The following is an 18,873-nucleotide window of genomic DNA, read 5'->3' as shown; positions in this document are numbered from 1 at the left end:
CTAACCCTAGGGGGCGGCCTTCTTAAGGGGGGCCTTTAGAAGCTTCAGGAAGACCGTCTCCAGGCTCGGGAGGCCCCGGGAGATCTCCAGGACCTCCACCCCAAGCCCCGGGAGGAGGGCCCGAAGCTCCTCCCAGCCTCCCCGGAAGAGGAGGCGGTCCTTGCCCTCGGCGAGCCACCTTTCCCCCAAGGCCTCCGCCACCTCCTCGGCCCGGGGCTCGGCCAGCCGCAGCACATACCCCTCCTCGGCCCACTCCTGGAGGAGGGCCCGGGTGGGGCCTTGGCGGAGGATCTGGCCCTCCAGGATAAAGGCCACCCGGTCGCTCACCCGTTCCACGGTGAGGAGGTCGTGGGAGGTGAGGAGGATGCCCCAGCCCTCCCCCTTGAGCTCCAGGAGGATGGCCTCTAGCTCCAGCCGGCTCGCCGGGTCCAGGCCCAGGGTGGGCTCGTCCAGGAGGAGGAACTTGGGCTCCAGCGCCAAGGCCAGGGCCAGGGCGGCCTTTTGTTGCATGCCCCGGGAGAGGGAGGCCAAGGGGGCGTGAAGGCGGTCCTTTAGGCCGAAGCGTTCCAGCCACCGGAGGAAGCGGGGCTTGACCCGGCTTGGGGGAAGGCCTCGGATCCCCCCGAAGTAGAGGGCGTTGAGGAGGAGGGTGTGGTTGAGGTAGAGGTTGCGGCTCCCCTCCAGGAGGACCCCGAACTCGTGCCCCTCGGGCCTGCGCCGCCTTGGGCCTTCCTCCAGGAGGACCTCCCCCTCCTCGGGGAGGAGGAGCCCCAGGATGACCTTGAGGAGGGTGGTCTTCCCTGCCCCGTTGGGGCCCAAAAGGCCCAGGATCTCCCCGGTCCTAAGCTCCAGGTGGACCCCCTTTAGGGCTTCCAGCCTGCCGAAGCGCTTGTGGACGTTCTCTATTAGGAGACGCATTCAGAACCTCCCCAGTATACCCTTCCTGCGCACCAGCCGGTACATGGCGGCCATGGCCCAAAGCCCGACGGCGAAGAGGAGGACCCCCTGGAGGAGGGCCAGGAGGAAGACCTCACGGTCAAAGGCCCCGCCCGTGAGCCCAAGCCGCACCAGGTGGGCTCCCGGGGCGAAGGGGAGGTAGGCCATGGAGGGCTGCCAGTGGCTGAGGGAGAGAAAGTAAGGGAGCAAAGTAAATTGCAAAATGATGAAGAAGTTATCTATCCGTTTAAAGAAAAGCCCTAGAGACCCCATTAGAAAACCTAGACCCATAATTGCTGGAAGGAAGACCAGTACGCCGAGAGGCCACCACCAGGATGGCCGGAGGGAAAGGTTGCTCACCAGGTAGAGGGTTAGAAGCACCGCCGTGGTGTAGAGGAAACCGTTCAGGGCCAGGACGGAGGCTCTCACGAGAAGTTGGGTAAGCAGCCCTCCCCTTGCCAAAGCCAGGTGTTCTATGGTGCCGAGTAAGCTCTCGTTTAGGACGTTCGCTGCAAACGTCCGCCAAAGGGCTCCTGTGAACTGCAAGGCACCGTACAAGGCGAGTAAAGAGGCAAGATCTATTTCCAGCGAAGCTGTTTTTGCTAAGCTTTTTAAGCTAATTAGGATGGCGTAAAAAAACAAAGAGTCTGCTACTATTCCAGATAAAAAATTGAGCCAATATAACCTGTAAGTTTCCAACATAAGTCTTACTTCAGCAAGCCATTGAGCCCGAGTCATTGCCTTTTTTCTTAGGATGGAGGCCAAGGTACTCTAGCCTTGGCCCCCTCCGGTGCTACGTACCTAGGCCTAGACTACCAAAGCTTTTGGTTTTGGACGCAGCCCGAGTTTGACCCGCAGTTAACGTCGCAGCCGCCGTTAGGGCCTATGCGAAGTCCAGGCTTTACTACCCACCGCATCTTCCTCACCTCCTTTCCCTAGCCCGTGCAGGGCTTGGCGGCGCTTGCCACCTCACCCTCTGCACGTTGCGCTAGCAAACCGAAGGTCTTTTTCCAGTTCCACTTGAAGGTGGTGCATTCCAGTTCTATTCTGCCCCCCGGCATCGCCTCCGGGTAGACCACCTTCAAGGGGCACCCCCCCATGCAAACGGGGAGCTAGGTACACCGGGAACAGGCGAGCTCAGACGAAAAGGGGTCCCAGGCCATCCAGCGCTGGTATCCCGGGTGTTGCGCAATCTTTTCCAGATCGTAGTCCAAGATATTGCCCACGGCAAACTCGGGCTGGCCCACCGTATCCCAGCACTTCTGCAAGGTGCCATCAGGCTCCACCACAAACCCCTCGGGGTAGGCGGCAATGCATCCGCCGAGGGAGGGAGAGGGATAAGGGATCGTGGCCAGGCCGAGCTTTTCAGCGTATTCGTAGAAACCGGGTTCTAGCTGGGCGAAATCCTTTCGGCTGAAGCAGAAACCCTGCACCCCGTGGCTAGGGGCGGTGGTGGCCGTGACCGGTGCGAAGTAGACCTTTAGGTTTTCTTGGCCCCCTAGCCCTTCCTCCGCCAGGCGTTCCAGAAGGCCATAGACCCCTTTCCGATTACGCGCGTCTACGTTGACCCTTAGGTGCACGAATAGGGGCTGGTTCAGGAAGAGGCGGAGGTTTTTGAGGATTCGCTCAAAGGTGCCTTTGCCCGAATGGAGGACCCTCCGTTCATCGTGGTAAGGCTGGTCCCCGTCCAGGGTGATCTGCACCAAGCGGATGCGGTACCGGACCATGTCGGCGATCTTTTCTTCGTCCAACAAGTAGCCGTTGGTGATGAGGCTGGCGGTGTAGGCCACGCGGTGGGCTTCGCAGATATCCAGAAACCCTTGGGAAAGGTTGCGCACCACGTCCCAGGCCAGGGTGGGTTCCCCGCCGTACCAGGTGACGGCGAAGCTTTTCAGCTTGGGCGCCTTGGCTTTTAGGAGTTCTAGGAGTTTGGCCTGAACCGCTTGGCCCATCTTGCCCGGACGGTGCTTTTCAAAACAGTAGTCGCAGGCGAAGTTGCAGGCGATTGTGGGGGCGATGGTGAGGCTAAGGTGGGAGGAATCGTAGCGGGCGCGCAGGTGGGCGGTTTTGAGGTAAGCTAGCTCGTCAAAGCCCTCGGGGACGATAAAAAAGCCTTCTATAAGCCCCTCGTCCACGGGATGGCCGGGTTCGGGTGGGAGGCCTTGGGCGAGGCGTTTGTAGCGCTCTATACCTTCTTGATCCAGAACCGCTAAGGCGTTGGAAATGGAGTTATAGGCGAGGCGCTCCCCTGTGGGCAGGGTATGGAAGTGGTTGTAGCGGCTCGGTCGGTACCGCTTGGCCTGCGGCACTTGGAGGGGAATCGGTTCTCCTTCCATGGGTGCGGCCCTGCTTTACGCCTGGCCCCAGGGTAGCAGGGAAAAGGTAACGCCCGGGTAACTCATAAACCTCTCATGAAGCCCCTCGGGCGTGACCTGGGTGTAACGCTCAATAGGGTAAAATGAAGGTTTTCACCCAAAAGAAAGCCCGGCGCGGGGCTTCCCCCACGCCGGCTTTGGGGCCTAGGGTTAGGCCACCCCTTGGCGGAGGATGGGGAGGAGCTCGGGGCGCACCAGCTCGGGGGGTGGGGCCTTCCCCTCCCGGAGGAGGGCCCGGACCCGGGTCATGCTGATGGAGAGGCGCTTCTCCCGGTGCCCCTCGGGGCAGGTTCTCTCGGAGGCGATGCCGCCGCAAAGGGGGCAGTGGAAGATCGCTCCCACCTTAACGATCTCAATGCCCAAGGGAGGCAGGGCGTCAAAGATGCGGTGGGCGGCGTAAGGGTCGTAGAAGTCCCCCACCCCGGCGTGGTCCCGGCCCACCAGGAAGTGCGTGGCCCCAAAGTTCTTGCGCACCAGGGCGTGGAAGACCGCTTCCTTGGGGCCGGCGTAGCGCATGGGGGTGGCGAGGCCGAAGAGGGCCACCCGCTCCTTGGGCAAGAACCCCTCCAGAAGGGCCTGGTAGGCCCTCACGATGACCTCGGTGGGGAAGTCGTCGGCCTTCTTGGCCCCCAGGATGGGGTGGACGAGGACCCCGTCGGCCAGTTCCAGGCCGAGCCTTATGAGGTACTCATGGGCCCGGTGGGGGGCGTTCCGGGTCTGGAAGGCCACCACTTTTCTCCAGCCCCGCTCCCGGAAGAAGGCCCGGACCTCCTCCGGGGTCTTCTCCAGGAGCCCTCGAGGCCGGGGCTTTAAGACCTCCACCCTCCCTCCCAGGACGTAGGGCCCCTTGGCGTAGAGCCGGGCCACCCCGGGGTGGGCCTCGCTTTCCGTGCCGAAGACGGCCCGCGCCAGGGCCCTTAGGTCCAGCTCGTAGGCCTCGGCCACGTGGAGGAGGGCCACCCGCTCGCCCCCGTGGACCAGGGCCACGGTATCCTTGGGGCCCACCTTGGGCCTTTCCCGGAACTGGAGGAGGATGGGGATCGTCCAGACCTCGCCCGTGGGCAGGCGCATCTCCTGGGCCACGGAGAGGGCCTCTTCCCGGGTCATGAAGCCCCGCACGGGGTGGAAGGCCCCCGTGGCCAGGTTTTCCAGGTCCAGCCTTTCGTCCTCGCCGATCGCCAAAGCGGGAAGGGTTTCCACCATGACTAACCTCCCAGGGCCAGGGCCTCCAGGGGCGCCTTGGCCTCGGCAAAGACCCGCACCACCTCGCCTAGGATCCAAAGGGCAGGAGCCTCCACCGCCACCTTCCCTTCCGCCACCTCCTGAAGCGAGGCCAGGATGCGGCGTTCTTTGGGGGTAGAAGCCCGCTCCACGAAAAGGGTGGGCTCTAGGGGGTTTCGCCCCAGGCGGAGGAGCTCCCTTGCGATCCAGACCCGCCGCTTCACCCCCATGAGGATCACCAGGGTGGGTACCCGGGCGAAGGGCTTTAGGTCCGGGTAGCCTCCCCCTTCCAGGACGCCGGAGACGGCGGCGAAGCCGTGGGCTAGGCCCCGGTGGGTCAAGGGAAGCCCGGAGGCGAGGAGGCTCGTCACCCCGGGCACCACCTCCACGGGGATCCCGTGCCTAAGGAGGAAGAGCATCTCCTCCCCGCCCCGGCCGAAGACGAAGGGGTCTCCTCCCTTGAGGCGGACCACCTTGGGGTAGGCCCGGGCGTAGCGGAGGAGGAGGCGGTGGATCTCCTCTTGCTTGCCGCTTTCCCCCTCCTCCTTGCCCACGTAGACCTTTTCCCCAGGGGCTAGGGCTAGGATCCTCTCGTCCACCAGCCGGTCGTGGAGGACCACGGGAGCTTCCTTGAGGAGGCGGTAGGCCTTGAGGGTGAGGAGCTCCGGGTCCCCAGGGCCCGCCCCCACCAGGTAGACCCTACCCATGGGCCACCCCCCGGTAGATGAGCTGGCTTCCGATGAAAAGGAGCCAAAGGAGAAGGGCAACCCTCAAGGGCTCCTTGGGAAGCCGGGTGGCGAAGAGGGCTCCAAGAAGCCCCCCCGCCACCCCGCCCGAGGCCAGGGCGAGGAGAAGCCCCGGGTCCACCTGGCCGAAATAGAGGTGGACCCCGCCCCCGAGGAGGGCCAGGACGAGGCCGAAGAGGAGGTCGGTGCCCACCACCTTTTGGGGGGAAAGCCTCGTGGCGTGGAAGAGGAGGAGGGTCCCCAAGGCCCCGGCCCCGGCGGAGGAGAAGCCCACCTCGAGGCCGATGCCAAAGGCCGCCGGGGGAAGGAGGTGGGGCCTTTCCTTTCCCTGGGGAAGACCCTTAAAGCTCCGCCAAAGCCCAAGCCCCGCCGAGAGGACCACGGTGAGGCCCACCAGGAGGAGGACCAGGTCCTTGGCCCCCTTGAGCTGGGCGAGGAGAAGGCTTCCCAAAAGCACCCCCGGGACCCCGCCCAGAAGAAGGCGGGAAAGGGCCTTAGGGTCCACCTCCCCCTTGAGGAGGTAGACCCCCCCGGCGGGGATCTTCACCAGGAAGCCGAAGAGGAGCGCCGTCCCCACCGCCACCTCCGGGGGAAGCCCCAAGGCGAGGATGAGGAGGGGCGCGGTGATCGTCCCCGCCCCCACCCCCGTGACCCCGATGGCGAAGGCGATGAGGAAACCGAGGAGAAAGGCCATCCTACCCCTCCTTTCCGTGCAGGTGGATACCGCATTCCAGCTTTCCCTTCCCCGCCCAGCGGCCCGAGCGGGGGTCGGAAGGGTCTAGGGGCTTGGCGGTGCAGGGGGCGCAGCCGATGGAGAGGTAGCCCTGGTCGTAGAGGGGCAAATAGGGGAGGTCCTGGACCGCTAGGTAGGCAAAGACCTCCTTAAGCGTCCAGTCCCAGAGGGGACTCACCTTCTTCAGGCAGTGCCCCGAGGGGAGGATGGCTTCTTCCAAGGGCTTAAGGTTTGCCCGGGTGGGGGACTGCTCCCGCCTAAGCCCCGTGAACCAGGTGTCGTAGGCTTCCAGAGCGGCGAAAAGGGGCTCCACCTTGCGAAGGCCGCAGCACCGGCTGGGGTCGGTCTCATAGAGCTTGCCGTAAAGCCTTTCCTGCTCCTCCCGGGAAAGGGCGGGGGTGAGGTTGATGAGGCGGAAGCCGAGCTTTTTTTGCATCTCGTCCCGGTAGGCGTAGACCTCGGGGAAGTGGTAGCCGGTGTCCAGGAAGAGGACGGGGATCTCGGGTTTGGCCTCTAGGAGGAGGTGGAGGACCACCACGTCCTCCGCCTGGAAGCTGCAGGTGAAGCAGGGGTTTTGGCTTTGGGCCAGGGCTTCTTGGACCAGTTCCTTGGCCGCCTTTACCTTGTCCATACCGCCTCCTTCAGGGCCTCTTCCGCCTTCTCCATGGCGCGGGCGAGCCCTTCCTTGGGGTCTAGGTCCAGTTCCTCCAGGGCCTGGTCCACGATGCGGTACCAGAGGCGCTTCCGCTCCTCAAAGTCCGGGATTTGGGCGATTCTGGGCCTCAGGGTGCGGAGGAAGGCCACGAGCTCCCCGTAGGCCTCGGGGAAGAGCTGGGCGAGCCGCTCCTTGAGCCTTACGGCCAGGGCGGGGGCCGCCCCCGAAGTGGAAAGGGCCACCACAAGCTCCCCGCGCCTTAGGACGGCGGGGAGGATGGCGCTGGCGTTTTGCGGGTCGTCCACGGCCACGAGGAAGATGCCCCTTTGGTCGGCTTCCGCCTTGACCTTAGGGTGGATGGCCTTGTCCTTGGGGTGGCTGATGACCAGGAAGAAGCCCTCTAAATCTCCTTCCTGGTAGCCCCGCCTAAGCCAGCGGATCTTCCCTTCCCGTTCCAGGGCTTCCAGGCCGAAGGCGTCCTCCTCGGCGAGCACGGTGAGCCGCGCCCCGGCCGAAAGCAGGGCCTGTAACTTGGCCTCCGTCTCGGGCCCCCCGGCGATGAGGAGGACGGGGCGGTCCCTGAGGTCCAGCATCAGGGGGAAGTAGGTCATGCCACCTCCTTTTGCAGGGCTTTTCGGAAGCCCTGGAGCATGCTCCCGAGGCGCTCGGTTTCGTCCACGTAGAAGGGGCTTACGCCCCACTCCCGTAGGGCGTCGGCGGTGACCCGGCCCACGGCGAGGGGCTTTACCCGCGTGTTAAGAACCTCCTTCAAGGCCTTGGGGTCCTTTGCCTCCTCAAAGAGGAACTCCACCTGGATAGCGGCCACGAAGGCGAGGGCGTCCACCTCACCCCCAAGGAGGGCCTCCTCCAGGCGGAGGATCCCCTCGAGGTCCGGGAGGTGGCGGTAGGGCATGAGGGGAAGGACCCGGTAGCCCCTTTCCGCCAGGGCGTTTTCCAGAAGGGGAAGGGGCTTGCCGTAAAGCTGCAAGGCGGCCTTGCCGGGGCCCTGGGGGAGGAGGGGGAGGAGGCTCTTAGAGGTCCCGTCCCCCACGGCGTGGGGGGGAAGGCCGAGCTCCCTTAGGGTGCGGGCGGCCTTGGCGCCCCGGGTCAAGCGGAAGGCCCCTTTCAAGGGCTTTCTAAGGTCTAGGCCCAGGGCCTTTCCCGCCTCGAGGAGGTCTTTTACCCCCACCCCGGTGGTAGCCACAAAGAGGTCCACCCCTTGGGCAAGCGCCCGCAGGTGGTCCCGGTACTCGGGGACGGGGACCTTTTCCGTGGCCTGGACGGGGAAGAGGAGGGGGGTGAAGCCGAGCTTTTCCGCCAGGGCCTTAAACTCCTCTTTGCGCCTTAGGCCGGCGTAGGCGAGGCGCATGGCCACCTCCCTAGACGGCGCACTCCCCGCGCCCAAGCTGCACGCTGAAGGCCTCCCCTTCGGCCCCCAGGTCCTGGTAGAACTCGGGAGCTTCCTCGTAAGGGGGGACCTCCTGGAGGTCCTGGAGGAGGGGCTTGAAGGAGGCCGCCCCCACCCGGTCCAGGTAGGCCTGGAAGCTTTCCCCGTTTTGCCGCTCCGTAAGGTAGCGCTTCAGGATCCTCTCCACCGCCTCGGGGACCCGGCGGGCGGGGATCCTGCCCACCACCTGGCCGAAGCGGGCCTCCCCTTCCCGGGTCCTGCCGCCCAGGAGGAGGACGTAGTGGGGCACCTCCCTTTCCCCCACCTTACGGCTTGAGCCGTAGAAGCCGATGTCGGCGATGTGGTGCTGGCCGCAGGAGTTGGGGCAGCCGGAGATCTTGAGGCTGATGGCCTTGGCCCCGGGGTCCTGGGCCATGGGGAGGGCGGCGAGGCTTTCCCCCAGGGCTTGGGCGAGGCCCCGGGAGCGGGTGATGGCCAGGTTGCAGGTGTCGGCCCCGGGGCAGCGGGTGATGTCCAGGAGGGTGTGGGCCTCGGGCCAGGCGAGCCCCGCCTCTAAAAGGGCCTCATAAAGCCCCCCTAACGCCTCCTCGGGGACGAAGCGGAGGAGGAGGTTCTGGCTGATGGCGCTCCTAATCTCCCCGGCGTAGGTTTCCGCAATCTCCGCCAGGGCCCGGAGGCCTTCCGGGGTGATGTCCCCCAAGGGGAGGCGGACGATGGCGGTGTAGAAGCCCTCCTGCTTCTGCTTGAAGAGGTTGGTGCGCCGCCAGGCGTCAAACCCCGGGGCGAAGGAGAAGGGCTTTTGGGGCGGGCTGGGAAGCCTCGGGGGTTCGGGCTCTTGGGGAGGGGCCCAGGCCCTTAGGTCCTCCCCCGTGGCCGTGAGCTTCACGATGCGCCTTTCCTCCCGCACCGCCTCCCGGAAGGCGGCGATGCCCCACTTCTTCACCAGGAACTTGAGCCGGGCCTGGGTCAGGACCTTGCGGTTCCCGTAGCGGTCAAAGAGGCGGATGATGGCGAGCATGGTGGGGAGGAGGTCCTCCTCGGGGGTGAAGGGCTCCAAGAGCTCGGCGCTCATGGGGGCGGCCCCCAGGCCCCCGCCCACGTAGATGCGGAAGCCCCGCTTCCCCCCTTCCAGGGCCGCCACCACCCCGATGTCGTGGATGGGGGTGCGGGCGTGGTCCGTGGCGCACCCCTCAAAGGCGATCTTGAACTTCCGGGGCAGGTTCTGCCCCACGGGATGGCGGAGGAAGTAGCGATAAGTGGCCTCGGCGTAAGGGGTGACGTCAAAGGGTTCCTCCGGGGAGACCCCGGCGAAGGGGCAGCAGGTGATGGCCCGGATGGAGTGGCCGCAGGCCTCCCGGGTGGTGAGCCCCACGGCGTTCACCGCCCTTAAGACCTTGGGCACGTCCCGGCGGTGGACGTGGTGGAGCTGGACCGCCTGGCGGGTGGTCACGTGGGCCAGGCGGTTTTCCGCGTAGCGCTCGGCCACGTCCGCCAGGACCCTAAGGCCTTCCGGGGTGATCCGCCCCACGGGGAGCTTGATGCGGATCATGTGATGCTCGGGACGTCCCCGGATGCCGTAGATGCCGTTCTTGAGGCGGTAGACCCGGAAGTCCTCGGGGTCCTCCTCCCCGGCCTCGAGGCGGGCGATCATGGCCTCCAGGTATTGGATCTCCGCCTCCACCACCGCGTCCAGCGTTTCCCTGACCCCGGTCATCTTCCCTCCTTCCCCCCGGCCCTCCGGGGGTTAGCCAGGAAGATATACCATTGAGCCTATGAAAGTCAAGGGTATAAGCGCCGGGGTTCCCCGCTTCCCCTAAGGCCTCCCCGCAAGCCCCAGGCCCAAGGCTATGAGCCCCGCTCCCAAAAGGAGCGCCCCTCACCCGGCGGAAGGACCCAGGGCGTCCCCCAAGAAGGCGAAGAGGGGAACCGGGAGAAGCCCCGAAAGGGCCAAGGGCCAGGGGGCAAGCCACGGGGGAAGGAGGGCGGCAAGAAAGAAGGACCCCGAGGCAAAGGAGCGCAAAGGCCACCATGGCCACCGCCAGGCCCAGGTTCATGGGGTCGGACTCAGGGCGGAGGAGGGCCACGGCCGCCCAGGTGGAGGGGTTTAGGAGGAGGGTCCAGAAGAGAAGGTGGGACAGGGAAAGGCGCCGGGCCAGAAGGCTTAGGCCGGGCCCCAAGGCGGCCCCCGGGACCAGGTGGACGCCCCAGAGGAGGCTCAAAAGGGCCAGGTAGGGGCCATGGGCTTAAGTGTAGCCCTTCTTCCTTTGGCCGGGAGGGGGCGTGCTATAGTGGAGGGGCAGGCTAGGGGTGCCCGAATGGAAGGGCTGAGAGCTGGGTTCTTCCCAGCAACCCTTGGAACCTGATCCGGGTAATGCCGGCGGAGGGAAGCCTATGCGGAAGACCCGAGTCCCCCAAAACCTAACCCCTTCCGGGCCGCGTGGGCCTTTCCTGCCGGCCTGAGGGGGTGGAAGCTTGCAGGGAAGGCTTTACCTGGTGGTGACCCCAAGGCCCCATTGGTCTATGGGGGAGACCCTGGACCGCACGGAAAGGGCCTTGGGGGGCGGCGTGGAGGTCTTGCAGCTAAGGGCCAAGGACTGGGAGGCGAGGCCCATCCTGGAGCTTGGGGAAAGGATGCTCGCCCTCGCCCGGCGCTACGGGGTGCCCTTTTTCCTAAACGACCGCCCCGACCTCGCCGCCCTCCTGGGGGCGGACGGGGTGCACCTCGGGCAAGGAGACCTTACTCCCCTCGAGGCCAGGCGCTTTTTCCAGGGGCTGGTGGGCCGCTCCACCCACGCCCCCGAGCAGGCCCTAAGGGCGCTAGAGGAAGGGGTGGACTACCTCTCCATTGGCCCCGTGTGGGAAACCCCCACCAAGCCTGGAAGGAAGGCGGCGGGGCTAGGGTACGTGCGCTGGGCGGCGGAAAACCTCAAGGAGAAGCCCTGGTTCGCCATCGGGGGGATTGACCTGGAGAACCTGGACCGGGTCCTGGAGGCCGGGGCGAGGCGCATCGTGGTGGTGCGGGCCATCCTGGACGCAGAAGACCCCGAGCGGGCGGCCCGCGCCTTTCGGGAGCGGCTTTATGGTGTGGCTTAACGGCGAGCCCAAGCCCTTGGAGGGGAAGAGCCTGAAGGAGGTCCTAAAGGAGCTTGGCGTGGAGCTAGAGCGGGTCGCCGTCCTCCTCAACGAGGAGGCCTTTCCCGGGGCCGAGGTGCCCGACCGCGTCCTTAGGGAAGGGGACGTGGTGGAGGTGGTGGCCCTGATGCAAGGAGGCTAGATGGACACCTGGAAGGTGGGCTCCGTAGAGCTCAAAAGCCGCCTCATCCTGGGAAGCGGCAAGTTCAAGGACTTCGCCCTGATGCGGGAGGCCATCGCCGCCGCGGGGGCCGAGGTGGTCACGGTCTCCGTGAGGCGGGTGGAGCTCAAGGCCCCGGGGCACGTGGGGCTTTTGGAGGCCCTGGAGGGGGTGAGGCTTCTCCCCAACACCGCCGGGGCCAAAACCGCCGAGGAGGCGGTGCGGCTCGCCCGGCTAGGCCGCCTCCTCACCGGGGAGAACTGGGTGAAGCTGGAGGTGATCCCCGACCCCACCTACCTCCTCCCTGACCCCCTGGAGACCCTGAGGGCGGCGGAAATCCTCCTAGAGGAGGGCTTCACCGTGCTTCCCTACATGGGGCCCGATTTGGTCTTGGCCAAGCGCCTCGCCGCTTTGGGCACGGCCACGGTGATGCCCCTCGCCGCCCCCATCGGAAGCGGCTGGGGGGTGAAGACGCGGGCCCTTTTGGAACTTTTCGCCCGGGAGCGGCCGAGCCTTCCCCCGGTGGTGGTGGACGCGGGGCTCGGCCTTCCCTCCCATGCAGCGGAGGTGATGGAGCTTGGCCTGGACGCCGTCTTGGTGAACACCGCCATCGCCGAGGCCCAAGATCCTCCCGCCATGGCCGAGGCCTTCCGGCTTGCGGTGGAGGCGGGGAGGAAGGCCTACCTGGCGGGGCCCATGCGGCCTAGGGAGGCGGCAAGCTCCTCGAGCCCGGTGGAGGGGGTGCCGCTTACCCCGACCGGTCGGGGGCCCCAGTAGGAGGGTTCCCTTGCGGGCGGACGTGGCCGTGGTGGGGGCCGGGGTCATCGGGGCCCTCGCCGCCTACGAGCTCGCCAAGCGGGGGGTGGAGGTGGTCCTCCTGGAGGCCGAGAAGCCTGGGGCCGCCACCCTGGCGAGCGCCGGGATGCTGGCCCCTCACCCCGAGGGGCTTAGCGGGGCTCTTCTGGAGGCGGGGCTTTTCGGCCTAGAGGCCTACCCCGAGCTCCTCGCCGAGCTCAAGGAGAAGGGGTACCCGGTGGAGGCCTCCTTTTCCGGGACCTGGGTGGCGGCCCTAAGCCTTGGGGAGAAGGAGGCCTGGGAGGCCCAGGACCCCCTCCCTTACCCGGTCCGGGGGGGGTTGGGGGCGCGGCGCTTCCCCGGGGGGTTCGTCCACCCCAGAGGGCTTCGGGAGGCCCTCCTTGGGGCCTTCCGGGCCCTTGGGGGGGTTTACCTCCGGGCCGAGGTGGAGGGGGTGGAGGGGGGAAGGGTTTCCTGGAAGGAAGGGGAGCTTAGGGCCCGGGCCGTCCTCCTTTGCGTGGGGGCCTGGGGCGGGCGGTTTGGCCTAGGGGTCAGGCCCCTCAAAGGGGAGGCTTTGCTCCTCGGGGGGGAGGCGCCCCCTGGGCCCCTCTTCGCCGGGGAGGGGTACATCCTCCCCCGGGAGGGCGGGGTCTACGTGGGGGCCACGGGCAGGGAGGGGTGGCGGGAGGGGGTGGACCTCTATGGCCTGAGGTGGCTTGCCGACTACGCCCACGAGCGCTTTCCCCTCCTGGAAGGGGCTCCCTTCAGGGGGGTGGTGTGGGGCTACAGGCCTCTGGGCGAGCTTTTCGTGGGGGAACTGGAAGAAGGAATCTACGCCGCGGTGGGGCACGGGAGGAACGGTATCCTCCTTGCGCCCTGGACGGCGAAAAGGCTTCTAAAGCTTCTGGGGGTGGAAGGATGACGCAGCTGGAAGCGGCAAGGAAAGGGATCGTTACGGAGGAGATGGCCTACGTGGCGGCAAAGGAGGGGGTTTCCCCCGAGTTCGTGCGGGAGGGGGTGGCGGTGGGCCGGATCGTGATCCCCAGGAACCCCAACCACAAGACCCTCACCGACTTCAAGGGGATCGGAGAGGGGCTTAGCGTCAAGGTGAACGCCAACCTGGGCACCTCCTACGATTACGTGGACGTGGAGGAGGAGGTGGAGAAGGCCAAGGTGGCCATCCGGTACGGGGCGGACACCGTCATGGACCTCTCCACCGGGGGGGACCTCAAGGCGATCCGCAGGCGGATCCTCGAGGTGGCCACCGTCCCCTTGGGCACCGTGCCCATCTACGAGGCGGAGTTCCGGGCAGCCAAGCGCAAGAACTTCTTTGACATGTCCGCCGACGAGCTCTTCCAGGTGATTGAGGAGCACGGGAAGGAGGGGGTGGACTACATCACCGTCCACGTGGGGGTGACCCTGAAGAACCTCGAGGTCTACCGGAATAGCCCCCGCACCACGGGCATCGTGAGCCGGGGCGGGGGGCTCATAGCCGCCTGGATGCTCCATAGGGGCGAGGAAAACCCCCTCTACGCCCGCTTTGACGACCTCTTGGACATCGCCCGCACCTACGACATGACCCTCTCCCTGGGGGACGGCCTCAGGCCTGGTTCCCTGGCGGACAGCACCGACCGGGCCCAGATCGCCGAACTCCTCACCATCGGGGAGCTGGTGGAAAGGGCCCGGAGGGCCGGGGTCCAGGCCATGGTGGAAGGCCCCGGGCACATCCCCCTAAACGAGGTGGCCACCAACGTTCAGATCCAGAAGAAGCTCACCGGGCATGCCCCCTTCTACATCCTGGGGATGCTCCCCGTGGACACCGCCGCGGGCTTTGACCACATCGCCGGGGCCATCGGGGGGGCCTTGGCGGGCTGGATGGGTGCGGACATGCTCTGCTACCTCACCCCGGCGGAGCATTTGGGCCTGCCCACAGTGGAGCACGTGAAGCAAGGGGTCATCGCCTTCAAGATCGCCGCCCACGCCGCCGACGTGGCCCGGGGGAACCCGCGCGCCTTGGAGCGGAACCGAAGGATGTCCGAGGCCCGCTACCGGCTGGACTGGGAGGGGCAGTTTGCCCTGGCCCTTTTCCCCGAGGAGGCGAGGCGCCTCAAGGAGGAAAGGGGCTCCAAGACCAAGGCCTGCAGCATGTGCGGCCCCTTCTGCCCCATGAACCTGGTGGAGGCGGTGCTAAGGGGGAAGGGGCGGCTGGAGCTTCCCGTAGCCTAAGGCCATGGACGCCCTCGCCCGTCTGGAACGCCTGCCCCTGGGAAGGCCCCACTACCGCCTCCTCCTGCTCCTCGGGCTCGGCTGGGCCCTGGACGCCATGGACGTGGGGCTCATCAGCTTCACCCTGCCCGCCCTTTCCCGGGAGTTCGGTCTAAGCCCCGTCCAGGCCGGCCTTCTGGGGAGCGTGGGGCTTTTGGGGATGCTCTTTGGGGCCCTCCTCGGGGGGCGGCTTGCCGACCGGTTCGGCCGCAAGGCGGTGGTGGGGTATAGCCTCTTCCTGGCCGGTCTGGGGAGCCTCCTCACCGCCCTTGCCCCAAGCCTTTCCTGGGTCTTCCTCTTCCGCTTCCTCACGGGGCTTGGGCTAGGGGCGGAGCTTCCCGTGGCGGCAAGCCTCATGGGGGAGTTTAGCCCCAAGGCCCACCGGGGGCGGATGGTGGTTCTTCTCGAGGCCTTCTGGGCCGTGGGGTGGCTCCTCGCCGCCCTCATGGGCTACCTTCTGGTCCCCTCCTTGGGCTGGCGGGGGGCCTTCCTCGCCGGGGCCCTTCCCGCCCTTTACGCCGCCTACCTGAGGCTTTCCCTCCCCGAGTCCCCCCGCTGGCTTCTGGCCCAGGGCCAGGTGGCGGAGGCGGAGGCGTTGGTGGCCGCCTGGGAGCGGGCCTTTCCCGGGCCCCTTCCCGAGCCTCGCCCTGAGCCCGCCCCGCGCCCCCTCCCCTACGGGGCCCTCTTCCGCCCGCCCCTCCTCCGGCGCACCCTTTTCCTGGCCCTTGCCTGGTTCGCCTTAAACGCCGGCTACTACGGGGCCTTCATCTGGCTCCCCTCTCTCCTCGTGGCCCAGGGCTACACCCTGGTGCGCTCCTTGGCGTACGTCCTCCTCATCACCTTGGCCCAGGTGCCGGGGTACCTCACAGCGGCCTTCCTGGTGGAAAGATGGGGGAGAAGGCCCGTGCTGGTGGGGTTTCTGGCTCTTTCCGCCTTTTCCGCCTGGCTCCTTTCCCGGGCCGCTTCCCCTCTGGAGGTGCTCCTCCTTGGGGCGCTCCTTTCCTTCTTCAACCTGGGGGCCTGGGGGGCGGTCTACGCCTACACCCCGGAGCTTTTCCCCACGGCGCTTAGGGGAAGCGGGGCCGGGCTGGTGGCGGCGGTGGGGCGGGTGGGGGGGATCCTCGCCCCCTACGCCACCGAGGCCCTCCTCCCCCTCCTGGGCCAGGGCGGGGTTTTGGCCCTCCACGGAGGGCTTTTGCTCCTGGCCGGGGTCTTCGCCTGGGGGGTGGGGGTGGAGACCCGGGGGAAGCCCTTGGAGGAAGGATGAGGGTGGCCCTTACCATTGCCGGTTCGGACTCAGGGGGTGGGGCCGGGGTGCAGGCGGACCTCAAGGTCTTCTTCCGCTTTGGGGTCTACGGGACGAGCGCCCTCACCCTCATCACCGCCCAGAACACCCTGGGGGTGCAGCGGGTGCACCTCCTTCCCCCCGAGGTGGTCTACGCCCAGATAGAGAGCGTGGCCGAGGATTTCCCCCTTCACGCCGCCAAGACCGGAGCCTTGGGGGATGGGGCCATGGTGGAGGCGGTGGCCGAGGCGGTGGGGCGCTACGGCATCGCGCCCTTGGTGGTGGACCCGGTGATGGTGGCCAAAAGCGGGGACCCTCTCCTTGCCCCGGAGGCGGTGGCTGCCCTCAAGGAGAGGCTCTTCCCCCTGGCGGCCCTCATCACCCCGAACCGCCTCGAGGCCGAGGCCCTCCTGGGGCGCCCCATCCGTACCCTTGAGGAGGCGGAGGAGGCCGCCAAGGCCCTCCTCGCCCTAGGCCCCAAGGCCGTCCTCCTCAAGGGGGGGCATCTGGAGGGGGAAGAGGCGGTGGACCTTTTAGCCACCCGGGGAGGGGTCTTGCGCTTCTCCGCTCCCCGGGTCCATACCCGGAACACCCACGGCACGGGGTGTACCCTCTCCGCGGCCATCGCCGCCCTCTTGGCCCTGGGGAAGCCTTTGGGGGAGGCGGTGGCCGAGGCCAAGGCCTACCTCACCCGGGCCCTGAGGACCGCCCCTCCCTTGGGCCGGGGGCACGGGCCCCTGAACCACTGGGCCTAACGCCACCCCCTGGCTTGCGCCGGGGCCCCGAAAAGAAAAACCCCCCTCGAGGGGGGTTTTGGTGCGCCCGGAGGGATTCGAACCCCCGACCTAGGGCTTAGGAAGCCCCCGCTCTATCCTGCTGAGCTACGGGCGCCCACCTTTTAGGGGGATGGCACCGGACCCCTAAGAGCCCCGCCTAAACCCCGGGTGCATTATAGCCCTAGGGTGCCCTTCTGTCCATGCCTGGGAAGACCCTGGTATCGGGCGTGAGGCCATGGGGTATGGTTTATCCCGCGGGGCCTGGGCCCACCTTGGGCCGGGCTTCTGTACCCTGGAGGCGACCATGACCGAGACCCAGGACCTCACCGCCCTTTCGGTGAACGCCATCCGCTTTCTAGCCGTGGACGCGGTGGAGAAGGCGAGAAGCGGCCACCCGGGCATGCCCATGGCCATGGCCCCCTTGGGCTACCTCCTCTTCCGGGAGGTCATGCGCCACAACCCCTTAGACCCCACCTGGCCCAACCGGGACCGCTTCGTCCTCTCCGCCGGGCACGGCTCCATGCTCCTTTACGCCCTCCTCCACCTCACGGGCTACGACCTCCCCTTGGAGGAGCTCAAGCGCTTCCGCCAGTGGGGCTCCAAGACCCCGGGCCACCCCGAGTACGGCCACACCCCCGGGGTGGAGGTGACCACGGGGCCTTTGGGCCAGGGGATTTCCACCGCCGTGGGGCTGGCCTTGGCGGAGAAGAAGCTCGCCGCCGAGTTCAACCGCCCCGGGCACACCGTCATAGACCACTACACCTACGTCCTGGCCTCGGACGGGGACCTGATGGAGGGGGTCTCGGGGGAGGCCGCCTCCTTGGCGGGGCACTGGAAGCTTTCCAAGCTCATCGTCTTCTGGGACGATAACCGCATCTCCATTGACGGCCCCACGGACCTGGCCTTCACCGAGGACGTCCTCGGGCGCTTTCGGGCCTACGGCTGGCAGACCCTAAGGGTGGAGGACGTGAACGACCTCGAGGCCCTCCGCAAGGCCATCCGGCTCGCCCAGCTGGACGAGCGCCCAAGCCTCATCGCCGTAAGGAGCCACATCGGCTTTGGCTCCCCCAAGCAGGACTCCCCCAAGGCCCACGGGGAGCCCTTGGGCCCCGAGGCGGTGGAGGCCACCCGGAAGAACCTGGGCTGGCCCTACCCGCCTTTTGCCGTGCCCGAGGAGGTCTACCGCCACATGGACATGCGGGAGCGGGGGAGGGCTTTGCAGGAGGCCTGGGAGAAGGCCCTTCAGGCCTACGCCCGGGAATACCCTGAGCTCCACCAGGAGCTTTTGCGGCGCCTTAAGGGAGAGCTTCCCCCCTTGCCCGAGGAGCCCCCGGTCTTTGACAAGCCCCTGGCCACCCGGGCGGCGAGCGGCAAGGCCTTAGACCTCCTCGCCCCCCGCATCCCCGAGCTTTTGGGGGGAAGCGCCGACCTCACCCCCTCCAACAACACCAAGGCCCAGGGGATGGAGGACTTTTCCCCGGAGAACCCTTTGGGCCGCTACCTCCACTTCGGGGTGCGGGAGCACGCCATGGGGGCCATCCTGAACGGGCTCAACCTCCACGGGGGGTACCGGGCCTACGGGGGGACCTTTTTGGTCTTCTCCGATTACATGCGCCCCGCCATCCGCCTTTCCGCCCTCATGGGCGTGCCTACGGTCTATGTCTTCACCCACGACTCCATCGCCCTAGGCGAGGACGGGCCCACCCACCAGCCCGTGGAGCACCTCATGAGCCTAAGGGCCATGCCCAACCTCTGGGTGATCCGCCCCGCCGACGCCTACGAGACCTTCTACGCCTGGCAGGTGGCCTTGAGGCGGAGGGAAGGCCCCACCGCCCTCGTCCTCACCCGGCAGGCGGTGCCCCTCCTCTCCCCAGAGAAGGCCAAGGGGCTTCTCAAGGGCGGGTACGTGCTGGAAGACGCCGAGGACCCTCAAGGGGTGATCGTGGCCACGGGGAGCGAGGTCCACCTGGCCCTGAAGGCGCGGGAAATCCTTCTGGGGAAGGGGGTTCGGGTGCGGGTGGTGAGTCTGCCCTCCTTTGAGCTTTTTGAGGCCCAGCCCGAGGCCTACCGGAAGGAGGTCCTGCCTCCCGGGCTTCCCGTGGTGGCGGTGGAGGCGGGGGCCAGCCTGGGCTGGGAGCGGTACGCCCACAAGGTGGTGGCCCTGGACCGCTTCGGGGCCAGCGCCCCCTACCCCGAGGTCTACGAGCGGTTAGGGTTCACGCCCGAACGGGTAGCCCAGGCCCTCCTAGAGCTGGTGTAGGCACACGGGCCCGCCTGCCTTGGAGGGGAGCCCCTCGAGGCCTACCCTGGTAGGCATGGAGCAGGACTTTACCCACATCTCCGTTTCGTGGTAAATCTCCCCTTGCGGGCGCAGCCCGTATCTGGT

The 18,873-nt window shown here is 67.0% G+C and carries 20 protein-coding genes, 1 tRNA gene and 1 riboswitch; of the genes, 8 read left to right on the top strand and 13 right to left on the bottom strand.

The genetic code is table 11. The annotated features are described in order from the left end of the window. Nucleotides 1-6 precede the first annotated feature (6 nt). The 12 genes from IEX93_RS08170 to IEX93_RS11565 all read right to left on the bottom strand — a co-directional run bounded on the left by IEX93_RS08170 (nucleotide 7) and on the right by IEX93_RS11565 (nucleotide 10,094). The gene (locus tag IEX93_RS08170) at nucleotides 7-918 is read right to left on the bottom strand and encodes an ATP-binding cassette domain-containing protein (protein ID WP_188847719.1); all 912 of its coding nucleotides are present in this window, start codon (nucleotides 916-918) and stop codon (nucleotides 7-9) included. Beyond that, a complete protein-coding gene (locus IEX93_RS11575; protein WP_229906135.1) occupies nucleotides 919-1,146 on the bottom strand; it encodes a hypothetical protein in 228 nt (75 codons plus the stop codon). A 725-nt stretch (nucleotides 1,147-1,871) separates the two neighbouring features. Next, entirely contained in the window at nucleotides 1,872-2,021 is a 150-nt protein-coding gene (locus tag IEX93_RS11570; protein WP_229906134.1) for a hypothetical protein, read from the bottom strand. A gap of 27 nt (nucleotides 2,022-2,048) precedes the next feature. Next, the gene (locus tag IEX93_RS08160) at nucleotides 2,049-3,272 is read right to left on the bottom strand and encodes a radical SAM/SPASM domain-containing protein (RefSeq protein WP_229906133.1); all 1,224 of its coding nucleotides are present in this window, start codon (nucleotides 3,270-3,272) and stop codon (nucleotides 2,049-2,051) included. A 189-nt stretch (nucleotides 3,273-3,461) separates the two neighbouring features. Then, nucleotides 3,462-4,514 carry a sulfate adenylyltransferase gene (sat, locus tag IEX93_RS08155; RefSeq protein ID WP_188847718.1) on the bottom strand — a complete coding sequence of 351 codons (1,053 nt, stop codon included), beginning with the start codon at nucleotides 4,512-4,514 and terminating at the stop codon, nucleotides 3,462-3,464. 2 nt (nucleotides 4,515-4,516) lie between these two features. Continuing rightward, nucleotides 4,517-5,239 carry a uroporphyrinogen-III C-methyltransferase gene (cobA, locus tag IEX93_RS08150; RefSeq protein WP_188847717.1) on the bottom strand — a complete coding sequence of 241 codons (723 nt, stop codon included), beginning with the start codon at nucleotides 5,237-5,239 and terminating at the stop codon, nucleotides 4,517-4,519. Then, on the bottom strand, nucleotides 5,232-5,972 hold the full coding sequence (locus IEX93_RS08145) for a sulfite exporter TauE/SafE family protein (RefSeq protein ID WP_188847716.1): 741 nt from the start codon (nucleotides 5,970-5,972) through the stop codon (nucleotides 5,232-5,234). The genes cobA and IEX93_RS08145 overlap by 8 nt, the downstream gene beginning before the upstream one ends. 1 nt (nucleotide 5,973) lies before the next feature. Next, nucleotides 5,974-6,642 carry a phosphoadenylyl-sulfate reductase gene (locus IEX93_RS08140; protein ID WP_060384605.1) on the bottom strand — a complete coding sequence of 223 codons (669 nt, stop codon included), beginning with the start codon at nucleotides 6,640-6,642 and terminating at the stop codon, nucleotides 5,974-5,976. Next, on the bottom strand, nucleotides 6,630-7,277 hold the full coding sequence (locus IEX93_RS08135) for a precorrin-2 dehydrogenase/sirohydrochlorin ferrochelatase family protein (protein ID WP_188847715.1): 648 nt from the start codon (nucleotides 7,275-7,277) through the stop codon (nucleotides 6,630-6,632). Before IEX93_RS08135 ends, IEX93_RS08140 begins: the two co-directional genes overlap by 13 nt. After that, nucleotides 7,274-8,035, bottom strand: a complete 762-nt coding sequence (locus tag IEX93_RS08130) for a uroporphyrinogen-III synthase (RefSeq protein ID WP_188847714.1) — start codon at nucleotides 8,033-8,035, stop codon at nucleotides 7,274-7,276. The genes IEX93_RS08135 and IEX93_RS08130 overlap by 4 nt, the downstream gene beginning before the upstream one ends. Before the next feature lie 10 nt (nucleotides 8,036-8,045). Then, nucleotides 8,046-9,788: a nitrite/sulfite reductase gene (locus IEX93_RS08125; RefSeq protein WP_188847713.1), complete on the bottom strand. Its 1,743-nt coding sequence runs from the start codon at nucleotides 9,786-9,788 to the stop codon at nucleotides 8,046-8,048. A 162-nt stretch (nucleotides 9,789-9,950) separates the two neighbouring features. Then, a complete protein-coding gene (locus tag IEX93_RS11565; RefSeq protein ID WP_229906132.1) occupies nucleotides 9,951-10,094 on the bottom strand; it encodes a hypothetical protein in 144 nt (47 codons plus the stop codon). 273 nt (nucleotides 10,095-10,367) lie between these two features. After that, nucleotides 10,368-10,477: riboswitch (TPP riboswitch) on the top strand. Nucleotides 10,478-10,546: 69 nt separating this feature from the next. Here IEX93_RS11565 and thiE point away from each other — a divergent pair. Genes thiE through thiD form a run of 7 tightly spaced genes read left to right on the top strand, consistent with a single transcriptional unit; the run spans nucleotide 10,547 to nucleotide 16,466 of the window. Then, nucleotides 10,547-11,167, top strand: coding sequence for a thiamine phosphate synthase (gene thiE / locus IEX93_RS08115; protein ID WP_188847712.1), 621 nt, complete (start codon nucleotides 10,547-10,549; stop codon nucleotides 11,165-11,167). Next, nucleotides 11,154-11,348, top strand: a complete 195-nt coding sequence (gene thiS, locus IEX93_RS08110; protein WP_188847711.1) for a sulfur carrier protein ThiS — start codon at nucleotides 11,154-11,156, stop codon at nucleotides 11,346-11,348. The genes thiE and thiS overlap by 14 nt, the downstream gene beginning before the upstream one ends. Beyond that, nucleotides 11,349-12,143 carry a thiazole synthase gene (locus IEX93_RS08105; RefSeq protein ID WP_188847710.1) on the top strand — a complete coding sequence of 265 codons (795 nt, stop codon included), beginning with the start codon at nucleotides 11,349-11,351 and terminating at the stop codon, nucleotides 12,141-12,143. A 10-nt stretch (nucleotides 12,144-12,153) separates the two neighbouring features. Next, entirely contained in the window at nucleotides 12,154-13,083 is a 930-nt protein-coding gene (locus IEX93_RS08100; protein ID WP_188847709.1) for an NAD(P)/FAD-dependent oxidoreductase, read from the top strand. Beyond that, a complete protein-coding gene (thiC, locus tag IEX93_RS08095) occupies nucleotides 13,080-14,387 on the top strand; it encodes a phosphomethylpyrimidine synthase ThiC (protein ID WP_188847708.1) in 1,308 nt (435 codons plus the stop codon). The genes IEX93_RS08100 and thiC overlap by 4 nt, the downstream gene beginning before the upstream one ends. 4 nt (nucleotides 14,388-14,391) lie before the next feature. Continuing rightward, nucleotides 14,392-15,693, top strand: coding sequence for an MFS transporter (locus IEX93_RS08090; protein ID WP_188847707.1), 1,302 nt, complete (start codon nucleotides 14,392-14,394; stop codon nucleotides 15,691-15,693). Continuing rightward, nucleotides 15,690-16,466, top strand: coding sequence for a bifunctional hydroxymethylpyrimidine kinase/phosphomethylpyrimidine kinase (gene thiD, locus IEX93_RS08085; protein ID WP_188847706.1), 777 nt, complete (start codon nucleotides 15,690-15,692; stop codon nucleotides 16,464-16,466). The genes IEX93_RS08090 and thiD overlap by 4 nt, the downstream gene beginning before the upstream one ends. Nucleotides 16,467-16,525: 59 nt before the next feature. Here the strand turns inward: thiD and IEX93_RS08080 are convergent. Continuing rightward, nucleotides 16,526-16,602 (bottom strand) — tRNA-Arg (locus IEX93_RS08080). Between the two features lie 189 nt (nucleotides 16,603-16,791). On the opposite strand from IEX93_RS08080, the gene tkt reads away from it, so the two are divergent. Beyond that, on the top strand, nucleotides 16,792-18,747 hold the full coding sequence (gene tkt, locus IEX93_RS08075) for a transketolase (protein WP_188847705.1): 1,956 nt from the start codon (nucleotides 16,792-16,794) through the stop codon (nucleotides 18,745-18,747). Nucleotides 18,748-18,873 lie beyond the last annotated feature (126 nt).

It is taken from the genome of Thermus composti (assembly GCF_014647535.1).
In the GTDB taxonomy this organism is placed as follows: domain Bacteria; phylum Deinococcota; class Deinococci; order Deinococcales; family Thermaceae; genus Thermus; species Thermus composti.
Note: the sequence above shows the minus strand (reverse complement) of the source record. Positions and strands in the feature narration are given on the sequence as shown.